The following is a 13,673-nucleotide window of genomic DNA, read 5'->3' as shown; positions in this document are numbered from 1 at the left end:
GGTCCCTACGGTCGTGTCGGCCAGATCAGCGCCTGGGCGACGATGACGCGCTCGCCGTTGAAGGCGACGGCGGGGCCTTCGTGCAACTCGTAACCGAGCTCCAGCATTTCGCTCACGCGCCGGCAGAACGTGGCATCGTCCGGTCCGGTCAGGACGCGGTAGGCGGGTAGCCCGTCTGGTGGTGTGCTCATGAGGAGGAGGATTCCAGACCTGCCCGTCCGTCGAACGGGCGGGCGCGGTCGTACGCACCCCGCGTACGGCCGCCGGCCGGACACTGCCGTGTGCGGAATACGGGTGATCGGGGCGGCGACGGGCCGCGAGCGACGGCGTGCGGCCGGTGGCTTTGCTGCACAGTGCTGGCAGCGAACCGGATTTCACCGCCCGTCAGGAGAGCGCCGTGCACGCACTTCCCCTCTGTGCGCCGCGGCATCCGCGTCCCGGCGGGCCCGTCGCACTGCTGCTCGCCGCGCTCCTGGTTCTCGTGTGCGGTTCTCCCGGCGGCGCGTACGCCGTCGCGCCGCCCGGCGACCGGTCGTCGGCCGTGGTGGCCCCGCCCGTACCGACCGGCGATCCGGCCATGCCGTCCGACGGGACGGACGGAACGGTCCGCTGTTCCACTCCCGGCGACTGCCTTCCGGAGCCGGTGGTTCTGACGCCCGGCCCCGGTCTCCGTACGGGAGCCGGGCCCGCCTCCCCGCCGACGGGGCGCCCCGCCCTGCCCGCCACCGGCGGAGGCCCGCTGACCGCGGTGGCCGCGCTGGGGGCGGTGCTGATCATCGTGGGAGCCGTGGCCGCCGCGGTGGGGCGCGACCTGCGGAACCGGCGGCGGGCGGGCGCGGGGAAGGGGCGCGCGGGGCGTTGACAGGGGGTCGGGGCGGCGTGCTGATCCGTGGCCGCGGCCGACGTGCCGTCCGCTGGAGCGAAGGGGCGCCTCGGCGCGGTCCTCGGCCTGTCCGGACCCGGCACCCGCTGGGCGACGCCCCTCCTCTGGGCCGCCTCCTTCTGCGGCCTGATGCTCGTGTACGGGATCAGTACGTGGCTGCCGCAGATGATGCGCGCCTCGGGCTACGGCCTCACGTCCTCGGCCGGCTTCCTGATGGCCGTCAACGCGGGCGGCATCGTCGGCATGCTGGTGGCCGGCCGCACCGCCGGCCGTTTCGGCCCGGTCCGCGTCTCGGCCGTCTGGTTCCTGCTCACCGCCGCCGGAGCGCTGCCGCTGGGCGCGCGGCTGCCGCTCGGGCTGACGTACGCGGTCGTGGCGGTCACCGGCGTCTGGCTGTTCAGCGCGCAGGTCATGGTGTACACGGCGGCCGACCGCGTGTACCCGCCCGCCGGCCGCGCCACCGGCCCGGGCTGGGTCACCGGCATCGGCCGTACGGGCGCGGTCGCCGGGCCCTGGCTCGGCGGCACGCCGGCCGCGAGCGGCGACGACCGCCTCGGATTCGCCGCGTTCGCTCTGGCGGGGCTGGTCGGGGCGGTGAGCGTCGCGCTGGCGCCGGTGGCGCGCCGGGGCGTCGGGCGAGGTGTGGGGCGGGCTCGGGCGGAGGCGGCCGCGACCCAGTGACGATCATGGATGCGGTTCCGCGGGGCAGGAGGTGATCAGCGCAGTCGTACCCGTCCCGCGGAAGTGAAGGAGCCCCGCCCGTGGCCGCACCATGGAGAGTTGACGGCACGTCACCCGGCTCGCTCCGCCCCGGCGTCCGTGCCCGTTCCCGTACCGGTGCCCGCGCGTACCCGATGCGGCGGACGGTGTTCGTCCTGGCCGTGGTCGGCGCCCTGCTCTGCGGCGGATACCTCGCCGTACGGGAAGCGGTCCGGTGGGCGGTCGCGCACCCGGGCCCGGCGCTCGGCGTGGGCGCCGTGGTCCTCCCGCTGCTCGTGGCCGTGGCCGTGGTGGCGGTGCGTGGCATGCCGCGGCTGCGTGAGCTGCGGCGGGCGGCGCGGGAGGGGAAGGCGGAGGCCGAGGCGGAGGTGGCGGCGATGGCCGCGGCCGCTCCGGCCGCTCCGATGACGGAGGCCGGTCCGATGACGGAGGCCGGCCCGGTCGCGGAGACCGGTCCGACGGCCGGGGCCGGGACGGCCGACGCGGCGCCCTGGCGTGTCGAGGACTTCCTCGCCCTGGACGCGGACGGCTTCGAGCAGGCGATAGCCCGCCTCTGCGAACGCGACGGCTGCCGGGACGTCCAGGTGGTCGGCGGCGCGGGGGACCTGGGCGCGGACGTACTGGCCACCGCGTCCGACGGCCGGCGGATCATCATCCAGTGCAAGCGGTACGGCGGGACGAACAAGGTCGGCTCCCAGGACGTACAGCGTTTCGGCGGCACCTGCTTCACGGTGCACGAGGCCGAGGTCGCCGCCGTCGTCACCACGAGCACCTTCACCGAACCCGCCGCCGACTACGCCGCCACCTGCGGCATCCGCTGCTTCGACGGCGAACGGCTGGTCGCCTGGGCGAACGGGGGCGGGGCGGCGCCCTGGGCGTGACCCGGCCACCTACGCCGCCGCGATCCGCAGATACCGCCCCGCCGTACGCAGATCCGCCTCGATGCGCGCCGCGGCAGCCCGCAGCGGGGGCAGGAAGGCGTCGCGGTCCTCGGCGGGGGAACGGCGGCCCGCGTGGGTGGAGATGTTGACGGCGGCGACGACGCGGGAGTCGCGGTCGCGTATGGGAACGGCGATCGAGCGCAGGCCCTCCTCCAACTCCTCGTCCACCAGGGCGTATCCCTCTTCGCCGGCCTGCTCCAGCAGGGCCGCGAGGCGTTCGGGGGAGGTGACCGTGTGCTGGGTGAGCGGGGTGAGGGCGGTGCGGGTGAGACGGGCGGTGCGTTCTGCCGGGGGGAGGCCGGCGAGCAGGACCCGGCCCATGGAGGTGGGGTAGGCCGGGAAGCGGGTGCCCACGGTGATGTTGACGCTCATGATCCGTACGGTGGGGACCCGCGCCACGTACTGGATGTCCGTACCGGACAGCACCGCCATCGACGCGGAGTCGTGCACCTGCTCCACCAGCGCGGCCAGGTGGGGCTGGGCGATCTCGGGCAGCGTCAGGCCCGACAGCGGGGCGAAGCCCAGGTCGAGCACCTTCGGTGTGGGGCGGAAGAGGCGCCCGTCCGAGGCGAGGTAGCCGAGGTGCTCCAGAGTGATCAGGGCGCGCCGGGCGGTGGCCCGGGCGAGGCCGGTGGCCTGGGCGACGGCGGTCAGCGGGAGTTCGGCGCGGCCGGTGCCGAACGCGGTGAGCGTGAGCAGGCCGCGGGCCAGTGACTCGACGAACTCCGGGCCCAGCTCCTGCTTGGAGGCGCGCATCCAGGAGGCGTGCCGGGTGGCGGCGGGCTCGGGGACGGGGCGGGGCGGGACGGGATCGGCCAGGGCGCGTTCCATCTCGGCGACGGTCTCGCGCAGCCGGGGGAGTACGGCGGCGGGCAGGTCGGCGGCGGCCAGCCGGCTGGTGTGGCTGACGACGCTGACCGCGCACACCGGGCGGCCCCGGGGGTCGCGCACGGGCACGGCGACGGCGACCAGACCCGGTTCGATCAGCTGGTCGTCCAGGGACCAGCCCGCGGTACGGGCCGCCTCGACCCGGGACGCGAAGTCCGCGCCGGGGTGCTCCGGGCCGCCCGTACCGCCGTTCGTGTCCCGGCGCGGCGGTACAGCCGGAAAGCCCGCGTCCGTGGGGTCCGCCGCGCGCCGCTCCCGCCAGCGCCGCCAGGCGTCCTCGTCCCAGCCGGCCGCGAACAGGGCGCCGGGGGCACCGCGTTCGGCGGGCAGCAGGTCGCCGATGCGGAACGCGAGCGACATCGCGCGCCGCCGTGTCGCCTGGTGGACGAAGCGCACCCCGTCGCCGTCCGGCACGGCGAGCGAGACCGACTCGTCGAGCGCGTCGGCGAGCCGTTCGGCGGCCGGGCCGAGCCGGTCGGGCAGTGCGGAGGCGGCCAGGTAGGCGTTGCCCAGTTCCAACAGTCCGGGCGCGAGCACCGCGTCCCGGCCCTCGACGCGTACGTACCCGAGGCGGGCCAGGGTGCTCAGGACGCGGTCGACGGTGGAGCGCGCCAGCCCGGTCGCGCGGACGAGGTCGCCGACGGCCTGCCGCCCGCCGCCCGTGGAGAGCGCGCGCAGCACGGACAGGCTGCGCATCAGCGGGCCCACCGCCTCCTGGGGCGGCGGCGGGGCGTCGGTGGCGGGGTGCGTCATGGGCTCTCCACGGTGCGGAAATCTCGTCGGAACCGTACCCGGTGACCCGTTGACAGGGCCGGGAGAGGGGGACAGACTCTGGGCACGCCCGATCGTGAACTTCAGTTCACGTGGCGAACAAAGGGCGGGCGAAGTGGCGGACAAGATGAGTGCGGGCGGGCCGTACGGCTTCGGGCGCCCGGTGCCGCAGATCGACGCGAGGGTGAGGACATGGCCGACATCCGTTCCCTGCACGACGCCGTCGGGGACCTGGTCCACGACGGGGACACCGTCGCGCTGGAGGGCTTCACCCACCTGATCCCGTTCGCCGCGGCGCACGAGATCATCCGGCAGGACATCACCGGCCTGACCCTGGTCCGCATGACGCCGGACGTGGTCTACGACCAGCTCATCGGCGCGGGCGCGGCCCGCAAACTGGTCTTCTCCTGGGGCGGCAACCCCGGCGTGGGATCCCTGCACCGCTTCCGCGACGCGGTCGAGAACGGCTGGCCGCGCCCGCTGGAACTGGACGAGCACAGCCACGCGGGGATGGCCAACCGCTATGTCGCCGGCGCCTCGCGGCTGCCGTTCGCGGTGCTGCGCGGCTACCGCGGCAGCGGCATTCCCGGCCGTACGGACACCGTCGCCACCGTCACCTGCCCCTTCACCGGCGAGGAACTGGCCGCCGTGGCCGCCCTCAACCCGGACGTCACGGTCATCCACGCCCAGCAGGCCGACCGCGACGGCAACGTACAGCTGTGGGGCCTGACCGGGGTGCAGAAGGAAGCGGTGCTGGCCGCCCGGCGGGTGCTGGTCACCGTCGAGGAGATCGTCGACGGAGCGCTGGAGCCCCGGCCCGGCTCGGTGGTGCTGCCCGGCTGGGTGATCGACGCCGTCGCGGCGGTGCCCGGCGGCGCCCACCCCTCGTACGCGGCCGGGTACTCGGTCCGGGACAACGACTTCTACCAGGAGTGGGACGCCGTCTCCCGCGACCGGGACACGTTCACGCGCTGGCTGGACGACAACGTACGGAAGGAATCCCGATGAGCGGCAGGGGCGGCAGGGGCGGAGCAAGCGGTACGGGCGGAGCAAGCGGTACGGGCGGAGCAAGCTGCACGAGCGGTACGGACGACGGCGCCCGGTGCGGGCGCGACGAGCTGATGGAGATCAACGCGGCCCGTGCGCTGGCCGGCGCGCGCAGCTGCTTCGTCGGGATCGGGCTGCCCAGCACGGCCGCCAACCTCGCGCGCCGCACCGTCAACCCGGACCTGGTCCTGGTCTACGAATCCGGCACCATCGGCTCCCGGCCGACCCGGTTGCCGCTGTCCATCGGCGACGGCGAACTGGCCGACACCGCCGACGCGGTGGTCTCGGTGCCGGAGATGTTCAACTACTGGCTCCAGGGTGGCCGGATCGACGTGGGCTTCCTCGGCGCCGCCCAGCTCGACCGGTTCGCCAACATCAACACCACGGTCGTGGACCGCGGCCCGGGCCAGCCGGAGGGCCGGCTGCCCGGCGCCGGCGGCGCCCCCGAGATCGCCGCCAACTGCGGCGAGGTACTGATCGTGCTGCGGCACACCCGCCGTAACCTCGTGCCCGCGCTCGACTTCGTCACCACCCTCGGCCACGGCACCGGGCCGGGCGACCGCGCCGCCCTCGGCATGCGCGGCGCCGGACCCACCGCCGTCATCACCGACCTCGGCATCCTGCGCCCGGACCCGGGCACCGCCGAACTGGTGCTGACGGCGCTGCACCCCGGTGCCACGGTGGAACAGGCCCGGCAAGCGACCGGCTGGGACCTGCGCGTGGCGGCGGACCTGACGGTCACCGAAGCGCCGACAGAAGGCGAACTGACCGCTCTGCGCGCGCTCAAGGCGGCCGGAAGGAGGGCGGCATGAGCCCCATGGGCGCCCGTGATGTGTATGTGGTGGATGCGGTGCGGACGCCGTTCGGGAAGTACGGGGGTGGGCTCAGTGGGGTGCGTCCTGATGATCTGGCGGCGCATGTGGTGCGGGCGCTGGTGGAGCGGACCCCGCGGCTGGATCCGGGGCGGATCGATGATGTCGTGTTCGGGGATGCGAACGGGGCGGGGGAGGACAACCGGAATGTGGCGCGGATGGCGGTGCTGCTGGCCGGGCTGCCGGTGACGGTGCCGGGGGTGACGGTCAACCGGCTGTGCGGCTCCGGCCTGGAGGCCGTCCTCCAGGCCGCCCGCGCCATCGCCCTCGGGGACGCGCACATCGTGCTGGCGGGCGGGGTGGAGTCGATGAGCCGCGCCCCCTACGTCCTGCCCAAGGCCGAGCGGGCCTTTCCGGCCGGGCATCAGGAGCTGTTCTCCTCCACGCTGGGCTGGCGGATGACCAACCCCCGTATGGCGCCTGAGTGGACGGTGGCGCTGGGTGAGGGTGCCGAGCTGATCGCGGAGAAGTTCGGCATCGGGCGCGCGCAGCAGGACGCGTTCGCGCTGGCCAGCCACCGCAAGGCCGCCGGGGCGTGGGAGGCGGGGGCGTATGACGGTGAGGTGGTGCCGCTGGCGGACACCGACCTGGCCCGTGACGAGGCGATCCGCCCCACCACCACCCCGCAGGCGCTGGCCAGGCTCCGTCCGGCCTTCCGCAGCGAGGGCGGCACGGTGACGGCGGGCAATGCCTCGCCGCTGAGCGACGGGGCCGCTGCCCTGCTGCTGGCCGATGAGGAGGGGTTGCGGGCGACCGGGCGGGAGCCGCTGGCCCGGATCGGGGCGGGTGCGGTGAGCGGGATCGAGCCGCAGTTGTTCGGTCTGGGGCCGGTCGAGGCCGTCCGCCGGGCTCTGGAGCGGGCCGGGCGGACTCTGGCGGAGCTGGCGGTGGTGGAGTTGAACGAGGCGTTCGCGGCGCAGGCGCTGGGCTGTCTGGCGCAGTGGCCGCAGCTGGATCCGCAGGTGGTCAACCCGCGGGGCGGGGCGATTGCGCTGGGGCATCCGCTGGGTGCCTCCGGGGCCCGGCTGGCCGGGGCGGTCGCCCACCAGCTGGCCGCCCGCGGCTCCTCCGGCACGGGCCTGGCGGCCCTGTGCATCGGCGTCGGCCAAGGACTCGCCCTCACCCTCGAACGATGACCGGTCCGCCCGCACGGCGACCGTGCCTCCGGCCCGTAACCACCAGCCCGAAAGCCCCCGCAGGCCCTACGTCTGGAGAAGCCCGATGACTCCACCGAGCGCGTCCGCCGCCCCGGCGCACCCCGTGGCGGCCCCTGCACCGCTGCCCCCGGGCCCCGAACCGCAGTCCGTCATCGACCGCGAGATCGCCGCGCTGCACGGCGCCGCCGCCGACGCCCGCGCGGCGGGCGGACCCGTACCGGCGCATCCCGGCCGCGACTTCGCCCCGTACCGCAGCACCCGTCTGCGCCACCCGCGGCAGCCGCTCGCCGCGATCGACGCACTGCGCGACCCGGAGGCCGTCGAGCTGTCCGGGCCCGCCTTCGGCGTCACCGACGTGACCGCCCTGGACGCCGATCTGACCCGGCAGCACGCCGGTGAACCGCTCGGCGAGCGGATCACCGTCACCGGCCGGGTGCGGGACCGCGCGGGCCGCCCGGTGCGCGGCCAGCTCGTGGAGATCTGGCAGGCCAACGCCGCCGGCCGGTACGCCCACCGGCGGGACCAGCACCCGGCGCCGCTCGACCCCAACTTCACCGGCGTCGGCCGGTGTCTGACGGACGACGCGGGGCGGTACGCGTTCACCACCGTCCGGCCCGGCGCCTACCCGTGGCGCAACCATCACAACGCCTGGCGCCCGGCGCACATCCACTTCTCGCTCTTCGGCACCGCCTTCACCCAGCGGCTCGTCACCCAGATGTACTTCCCCGGCGACCCGCTGTTCCCGTACGACCCGATCCTCGCCTCGTGCACCGACCCGCGGGCCCGCGCCCGGCTGGTCTGCGCGTACGACCCGGAACTCGCCCGCGCGGAGTGGTCCCTCGGCTACCGCTGGGACATCGTGCTGGACGGACCGTCCGCCACCTGGACCGAGGAGGAACGCTGATGTCCGCCACCTCCACACCGCACGAGTACCCGGGCGTACCGCACCAGCCCGCCCCGGAGGCCGGGGAGACACCCGGGACCCTCGCCCCCACCCCCTCCCAGACCATCGGCCCCTTCTACGGCTACGCGCTGCCGTTCCCCGGCGGCGGGGACATGGCCCCCGCCGGTCACCCCGACACCATCACCCTGCACGGCCGCGTCCTCGACGGCGCGGGCGAGCCCGTGCCGGACGCGCTGCTGGAGTTCTGGCAGGCCGGTCCGGACGGGAGCCTGCGCGGCGCGCCCGGCTCGCTGCGCCGCGACCCGGCGACCGGCGCGGTCATCGGGCGCGACGGGGTGGAGTTCACCGGTTTCGGCCGGGTGCCGACCGACGCCGACGGCCGTTACGCGCTGCGCACCTTGCCCGCCACCGCGCCGGCGGGCCGGCCGGACGCGGCACCGTACATCGCGGTGTGCGTCTTCGCCCGCGGCCTGCTGCACCACTTGTTCACCCGGGTGTACTTCCCCGAGGACACGGCGGTCCACGCGGCCGATCCGCTGCTGTCACAGCTCCCGGCGCACCGGGCGCGCACCCTGGTCGCGCGCGCCGACGGCGAGCGGCGCTACCGCTTCGACATCCGTCTCCAGGCCCCGGCCGACGCGGGCACGACAGCGGACGACGGCACGTGCGAGGAGACGGTCTTCCTTGAGTTCCGCTGACGACGGCCCGCTGCCCTCGGACGACGGCCCGCTGCCCTCGGACGACGGTCCGTCGGCCTCGGACGACGGCCTGCTGGCCCCGGGCCGGGTGGACTCCGCCGTCGAGACCGCCACCGGCGACGCCGCGTACGTACGTGCCCTGCTGGACGCGGAAGTGGCGCTGATCCGGGCGCAGGCGGCCGTCGGCCTGGTGCCGCCCGCGGCGGCCGAGGCCGTCACCGCGGCCGCGCGGGACACCGGCCGGTACGACGCCCGCGACCTCGCGGTACGGGCCCGCTCCGGCGGCAATCCGGTCATTCCGCTGGTCGACGCCCTCACCACGGCCGTGTCCGAACGGGACGCCGGTGCCGCCGCATACGTCCACCGCGGCGCCACCAGCCAGGACATCGTCGACACGGCCACGATGCTGGTCTGTTCACGTGCGCTGGCCGCGGTGCTCGGCGACCTGGACGACACCGCGGCCGCCCTGGCCCGGGCGGCGGCCGAGCACCGCGACACACCGATGGCGGGCCGTACGCTCACCCAGCACGCGGTGCCGACCACGTTCGGCCTCAAGGCCGCCGGATGGCGGGAGCTGGTGCTGGACGCCCGGGACCGGCTCGCCGCCGTACGGGCCGCGCTGCCCGCCCAGTTGGGCGGCGCGGCGGGCACCCTCGCCGCGTTCCACGCGTTCGCGGAGGCCGACGGCCGCGAGCCGGTGCCCGGATCCGACCTCGGGCTGCGGCTGCTCGCCGCGTACGCGGCCGAGACCGGCCTCGCCGAACCCGTACTGCCCTGGCACACACTGCGCACCCCCGTCGCCGACCTCGCCGGCGCGCTGGCCCACACCGCCGGCGCCCTCGGCAAGGTCGCCGCCGACGTGCTGGCCCTGTCCCGTACGGAGACCGGCGAGCTGGCCGAGGGCAGCGGCGGCGGCTCCTCCGCCATGCCGCACAAGGCCAACCCCGTACGGGCCACGCTGATCGCCGCCGCTGCCCGGCAGGTCCCGGCGCTGGCCGGAGTGCTGTACGGGGCCCTGGCCGCCGAGGACGAACGGCCGGCCGGGGCCTGGCACGCGGAGTGGCAGCCGCTGCGCGACGCCCTGCGGCTGGTGGGCGGCGCGGCCCGGGACGCCGCGGAACTGACCGCCGGACTACGGGTGCGCCCGGAGCGGATGCGCGCCAATCTCGACGCGACCGGCGGCGGGATCGTCGCCGAACGCCTCGCGGCCGTGCTCGGCGCCCACCTCGGCCGGGACGCGGCCAAACGGCTGCTCACCGATGTGGCGCGCCGAGCCAGGGAGGACGGCACCGGCCTGGCCGGGACGCTGGGCCGGGCCCTGCGCGCCCGGCATCCCGCCGTCGCCGACGCCTTCCCCGCCGCCCGGCTGCGCGAACTGGCCGACCCGGCCGCGTACACCGGCTCGGCCGGAGCGCTCGTGGACCGCGCCCTGCGCCGCCCCGGCACGCACCCCGCCGCACCGACCCCGCAGGAGAACGCATGACCTCCCCCACCCTCCCGCACCACCGGGAAGACGGGCCCGCCGACGCGCCCCCGCTCATCCTGGGCCCGTCCCTCGGTACGTCGCTCGCGGTATGGGAGCCCCAAGTGGTGGCACTGGCGCGTCAGTTCCGTGTCGTGCGCTGGGACCTTCCCGGGCACGGCGGGACTCCGTACGACGTACTCGCGGTCCGTACGGACGGGACTGCCCGTACGGACGGGACTGCCCGTACGCAAGGAACCACCCGTACGGACGAGGCTGCCCGTCCGCAAGGAACCGCCCGTGCGGACGGGACCGCCCTTACGGTCGCGGACCTGGCCGGGCTCGTCCTCGCCCTCGCGGACTCCCTCGGCATCGACCGGTTCGCGTACGCCGGGATCTCCCTGGGCGGCGCGGTCGGCGCCTGGCTCGCGGTCCACCACCCCGAGCGGATCGCGTCCCTCGCGCTGGTCTGCTCCTCGGCGCGCTTCGGCGAGCCGGAAGGGTGGTACGCGCGTGCCGCGCTGGTACGGGAACAGGGCATCGCGGCGGTCGCCGGGACCACGCCCGGCCGCTGGTTCACCCCGGCGTTCGCCGACAGCCCCCGGGCGCGCGACCTCCTGGCCGGGCTGCGGACGGTGGTGCCCGAGGGATACGCGGCGTGCTGCGACGCGCTCGCCGCCTACGACCTGCGCGGCGACCTGGGCCGGATCGGCGCGCCCACCCTCGTCGTCGCGGGCCGCGACGACCCCGCGACCCCGCCCGCGCACGCCCGCGAACTCGCCGACGGCATCCCCGCCGCGAGCCTCACCGAGCTGGCCGGGGCCGCCCACCTGGCCAGTGCCGAACGGCCCGTGCAGGTGCTCGCCGCGCTGCTCGGCCACCTCGCGGCGTATCCGGAGGACGGTGGCGCCGCCGACGACCACACACGCCGCGCCGCCGGTACCGCCGTCCGCCGCGCCGTGCTCGGCGACGCCCACGTCGACCGCGCGGCCGCCCGCAGCACGCCCTTCACCGCCGTCTTCCAGGACTTCATCACCCGCTACGCCTGGGGCGAGATCTGGACCCGGCCCGGGCTGTCCCGGCACACCCGCAGCTGCGTGACGATCACCGCGCTGGTCGCGCGCGGTCACCACGAAGAGCTGGGACTGCACCTGCGCGCCGCGCTGCGCAACGGCCTGAGCGCCGAGGACATCCAGGAAGTCCTGCTCCAGACGGCCGTCTACTGCGGAGTACCGGCCGCGAACTCCGCGTTCGCGCTGGCCGACCGTGTCATCGCCGAACACCGGGGTGACATCACCGACCACCGGAAAGGAAAGTGACCCCGATGCGCCCCGCGTCCTCCGCGGCCCCGGCCCCCGCCGCCACGACGGTCGGCATCGTCGGCGGCGGCCCGGCGGGGCTGCTGCTGGCCCGGCTGCTGCACCGCTCCGGCATCGACTGCGTCGTCCTGGAGAGCCGCGACCGGGCCTACGTCGAACAGCGGCAGCGCGCCGGAATCCTGGAGCAGGGCACCGCCGACACGCTGCGCGCCTGCGGCGCGGGGGAGCGCCTGGACCGGGAGGGCATCGTCCACCACGGCATCCGGCTGCGTTTCGCCGGGCGCTCCCACCGCATCGACTTCCCGTCCCTGACCGGCGGCCGCAGCGTGCTCGTCTACGCGCAGACCGAGGTGGTCAAGGACCTCATCGCCCTCCAGCTCGCGGAAGGACCGCCGCTGGTGTTCGGGGCGCGCGCGCTCGCGGTGGAGCGCGTGGACACCGAACAGCCCGTGATCCGCTATCTGCACCAGGGCCGGGAACATACCCTGACCTGCGACTACGTCGTCGGCTGCGACGGCTTCCACGGCGTCGTGCGAAACGCGGTGCCGGCCGGTGCCCGCCGTACGTACGAGCGCGGCTACCCGTACTCCTGGCTCGGCGTCCTCGCCGACGTGCCGCCGTCCTGCGACGAACTGGTCTACGCCCACTCCGAGCGGGGCTTCGCGCTGTTCAGCATGCGCTCGCCCACCGTCAGCCGGCTCTACCTCCAGGTCCCCAACGGCACCGACCCCGCCGACTGGCCGGACGAGCGGATCTGGGACGAACTCGACGCCCGCTCGGCCACCGACGGGCCGTGGAGCCTCGCCCGCGGCCCGATCACCGCCAAGTCCGTCCTGCCGATGCGCAGCGTGGTCACCGAGCCGATGCGGTACGGGCGGGTGCTGCTCGCCGGGGACGCGGCGCACATCGTCCCGCCGACCGGGGCGAAGGGCCTGAACCTCGCCGCCTCCGACGTCACCGAACTGGCCCACGCCTTCGCCCACCTGAAGGAAACCGGCTCCACGGAGCTGCTGGACGGCTGGTCCGACACCTGCCTGCGCCGCGTCTGGCGCGCCGAGCAGTTCTCGTACTTCATGACGACGACGCTGCACACCGACCCGGGCCAGAGCGCCTTCGACACCCGGTTGCAGCTCGCGCAGCTCGACCGGATCGCGGCTTCCCCGCATGCCGCGGCCGAACTGGCGGAGAACTACACGGGGTTGCCGTTCGCCCGTACGCCCGCGGCTACTTCGGCAGGGTGAGGATCTCGGCCCCGTCCTCGGTGATGGCGATCGTGTGCTCGCTGTGCGCGGTCCGGCAGCCGGTCGCGCTCCGGAGCGTCCATCCGTCGGCATCGGTGACGAGTTCGGCGGTGTCGGCCATGACCCACGGTTCCAGCGCCAGCAGCAGTCCGGGGCGCAGTGTGTAGCCACGGCCGGGCCGTCCGGTGTTCGAGACGTGCGGGTCCTGGTGCATCGTCGAGCCGATGCCATGGCCTCCGAACTCGGTGTTGATCGGGTATCCCGCCGCGCCGAGGACCGTCCCGATGGCATGGGAGATGTCGCCGACGCGGGCCCCGGGCTTCGCGGCGGCGATCCCCGCGGCCAGCGCGCGTTCGGTCGCGCTGATCATCGCGACGCTCTCCGGGTGCGGCGCCGCGTCGCCGACGATGAAGCTGATGGCGGCGTCCGCGGCGATGCCGCCCTTGGAGACGGCGAGGTCGAGCGTCAGCAGGTCGCCGTCGGCGAGCGGGTAGTCGTACGGCCGGCCGTGGAGCACGGCGTCGTTGACGGCCGTGCAGATGTAGTGGCCGAACGGGCCGCGTCCGAAGGACGGCGCGTAGTCGACGTAACAGGACTGCGCTCCCGCGTCGACGATCATCTCCTTGGCCCACCGGTCGATGTCCAGCAGATTGGTGCCGACCGTGCTGCGGCCCTTCAGCGTCCGGAGGATGTCGGCGACCAGGGCGCCCGCGCCTCTCGCCCGGGTCAGCAGGGTGGGGTTGAGGATCTCGATCATGCGACGTCCTTGT

General features: G+C 75.1%; 14 protein-coding genes. 11 read left to right on the top strand and 3 right to left on the bottom strand.

Going from position 1 to position 13,673, the window contains the following annotated elements:
• Positions 1-5: 5 nt before the first annotated feature.
• Complete coding sequence (locus CP973_RS28595) at positions 6-191, bottom strand: DUF1737 domain-containing protein (protein WP_150246789.1); 186 nt, start codon at positions 189-191, stop codon at positions 6-8.
• A gap of 206 nt (positions 192-397) precedes the next feature.
• Here CP973_RS28595 and CP973_RS28590 point away from each other — a divergent pair, with 206 nt between their 5' ends.
• From CP973_RS28590 to CP973_RS41485, 3 genes are all read left to right on the top strand, one after another.
• A complete protein-coding gene (locus CP973_RS28590; protein ID WP_150246788.1) occupies positions 398-862 on the top strand; it encodes a hypothetical protein in 465 nt (154 codons plus the stop codon).
• Positions 863-889: 27 nt separating this feature from the next.
• Entirely contained in the window at positions 890-1,564 is a 675-nt protein-coding gene (locus CP973_RS28585; protein ID WP_150246787.1) for an MFS transporter, read from the top strand.
• Between the two features lie 173 nt (positions 1,565-1,737).
• On the top strand, positions 1,738-2,484 hold the full coding sequence (locus tag CP973_RS41485; protein WP_150250398.1) for a restriction endonuclease: 747 nt from the start codon (positions 1,738-1,740) through the stop codon (positions 2,482-2,484).
• Between the two features lie 9 nt (positions 2,485-2,493).
• On the opposite strand, the gene CP973_RS28575 is transcribed toward CP973_RS41485, so the two are convergent.
• Complete coding sequence (locus CP973_RS28575) at positions 2,494-4,185, bottom strand: IclR family transcriptional regulator domain-containing protein (protein ID WP_150246786.1); 1,692 nt, start codon at positions 4,183-4,185, stop codon at positions 2,494-2,496.
• 210 nt (positions 4,186-4,395) lie between these two features.
• Between CP973_RS28575 and CP973_RS28570 the strand changes: the two genes are divergently transcribed.
• The 8 genes from CP973_RS28570 (at position 4,396) to CP973_RS28535 (ending at position 12,903) form a co-directional block, all read left to right on the top strand.
• Positions 4,396-5,211, top strand: a complete 816-nt coding sequence (locus CP973_RS28570) for a CoA transferase subunit A (protein WP_150246785.1) — start codon at positions 4,396-4,398, stop codon at positions 5,209-5,211.
• Between the two features lie 113 nt (positions 5,212-5,324).
• A complete protein-coding gene (locus CP973_RS28565; protein WP_150250396.1) occupies positions 5,325-6,062 on the top strand; it encodes a CoA-transferase subunit beta in 738 nt (245 codons plus the stop codon).
• Between the two features lie 5 nt (positions 6,063-6,067).
• Positions 6,068-7,258 carry a thiolase family protein gene (locus tag CP973_RS28560; protein ID WP_150250394.1) on the top strand — a complete coding sequence of 397 codons (1,191 nt, stop codon included), beginning with the start codon at positions 6,068-6,070 and terminating at the stop codon, positions 7,256-7,258.
• Between the two features lie 85 nt (positions 7,259-7,343).
• Positions 7,344-8,183, top strand: coding sequence for a protocatechuate 3,4-dioxygenase subunit beta (pcaH, locus tag CP973_RS28555; protein WP_244410052.1), 840 nt, complete (start codon positions 7,344-7,346; stop codon positions 8,181-8,183).
• The gene (gene pcaG / locus CP973_RS28550) at positions 8,183-8,881 is read left to right on the top strand and encodes a protocatechuate 3,4-dioxygenase subunit alpha (RefSeq protein ID WP_150246784.1); all 699 of its coding nucleotides are present in this window, start codon (positions 8,183-8,185) and stop codon (positions 8,879-8,881) included. The genes pcaH and pcaG overlap by 1 nt, the downstream gene beginning before the upstream one ends.
• Positions 8,868-10,364 (top strand): 3-carboxy-cis,cis-muconate cycloisomerase, encoded by a 1,497-nt coding sequence (gene pcaB, locus CP973_RS28545; protein ID WP_425282031.1) that lies wholly within the window; start codon positions 8,868-8,870, stop codon positions 10,362-10,364. Before pcaG ends, pcaB begins: the two co-directional genes overlap by 14 nt.
• Positions 10,361-11,662, top strand: a complete 1,302-nt coding sequence (pcaDC, locus tag CP973_RS28540) for a bifunctional 3-oxoadipate enol-lactonase/4-carboxymuconolactone decarboxylase PcaDC (protein ID WP_150246783.1) — start codon at positions 10,361-10,363, stop codon at positions 11,660-11,662. Before pcaB ends, pcaDC begins: the two co-directional genes overlap by 4 nt.
• A gap of 5 nt (positions 11,663-11,667) precedes the next feature.
• Positions 11,668-12,903, top strand: coding sequence for a 4-hydroxybenzoate 3-monooxygenase (locus CP973_RS28535; RefSeq protein WP_150246782.1), 1,236 nt, complete (start codon positions 11,668-11,670; stop codon positions 12,901-12,903).
• On the opposite strand, the gene map is transcribed toward CP973_RS28535, so the two are convergent.
• Positions 12,887-13,660, bottom strand: coding sequence for a type I methionyl aminopeptidase (map, locus tag CP973_RS28530; RefSeq protein WP_150246781.1), 774 nt, complete (start codon positions 13,658-13,660; stop codon positions 12,887-12,889). The two genes, CP973_RS28535 and map, sit on opposite strands and share 17 nt — an antisense overlap.
• Positions 13,661-13,673 lie beyond the last annotated feature (13 nt).

Origin of the sequence: Streptomyces albofaciens JCM 4342 (assembly GCF_008634025.1) — a bacterium.
In the GTDB taxonomy this organism is placed as follows: domain Bacteria; phylum Actinomycetota; class Actinomycetes; order Streptomycetales; family Streptomycetaceae; genus Streptomyces; species Streptomyces albofaciens.
Note: the sequence above shows the minus strand (reverse complement) of the source record. Positions and strands in the feature narration are given on the sequence as shown.

Bases quoted from the DNA above. Each gene is read 5' to 3' on its own strand.
- CP973_RS28595 (WP_150246789.1), bottom strand. From the start codon at position 191: ATGAGCACACCACCAGACGGGCTACCCGCCTACCGCGTCCTGACCGGA.
- CP973_RS41485 (WP_150250398.1), top strand. From the start codon at position 1,738: ATGCGGCGGACGGTGTTCGTCCTGGCCGTGGTCGGCGCCCTGCTCTGC.
- CP973_RS28575 (WP_150246786.1), bottom strand. From the start codon at position 4,185: ATGACGCACCCCGCCACCGACGCCCCGCCGCCGCCCCAGGAGGCGGTG.
- CP973_RS28570 (WP_150246785.1), top strand. From the start codon at position 4,396: ATGGCCGACATCCGTTCCCTGCACGACGCCGTCGGGGACCTGGTCCAC.
- CP973_RS28565 (WP_150250396.1), top strand. From the start codon at position 5,325: ATGGAGATCAACGCGGCCCGTGCGCTGGCCGGCGCGCGCAGCTGCTTC.
- CP973_RS28560 (WP_150250394.1), top strand. From the start codon at position 6,068: ATGGGCGCCCGTGATGTGTATGTGGTGGATGCGGTGCGGACGCCGTTC.
- pcaH (WP_244410052.1), top strand. From the start codon at position 7,344: ATGACTCCACCGAGCGCGTCCGCCGCCCCGGCGCACCCCGTGGCGGCC.
- pcaG (WP_150246784.1), top strand. From the start codon at position 8,183: ATGTCCGCCACCTCCACACCGCACGAGTACCCGGGCGTACCGCACCAG.
- pcaDC (WP_150246783.1), top strand. From the start codon at position 10,361: ATGACCTCCCCCACCCTCCCGCACCACCGGGAAGACGGGCCCGCCGAC.
- CP973_RS28535 (WP_150246782.1), top strand. From the start codon at position 11,668: ATGCGCCCCGCGTCCTCCGCGGCCCCGGCCCCCGCCGCCACGACGGTC.
- map (WP_150246781.1), bottom strand. From the start codon at position 13,660: ATGATCGAGATCCTCAACCCCACCCTGCTGACCCGGGCGAGAGGCGCG.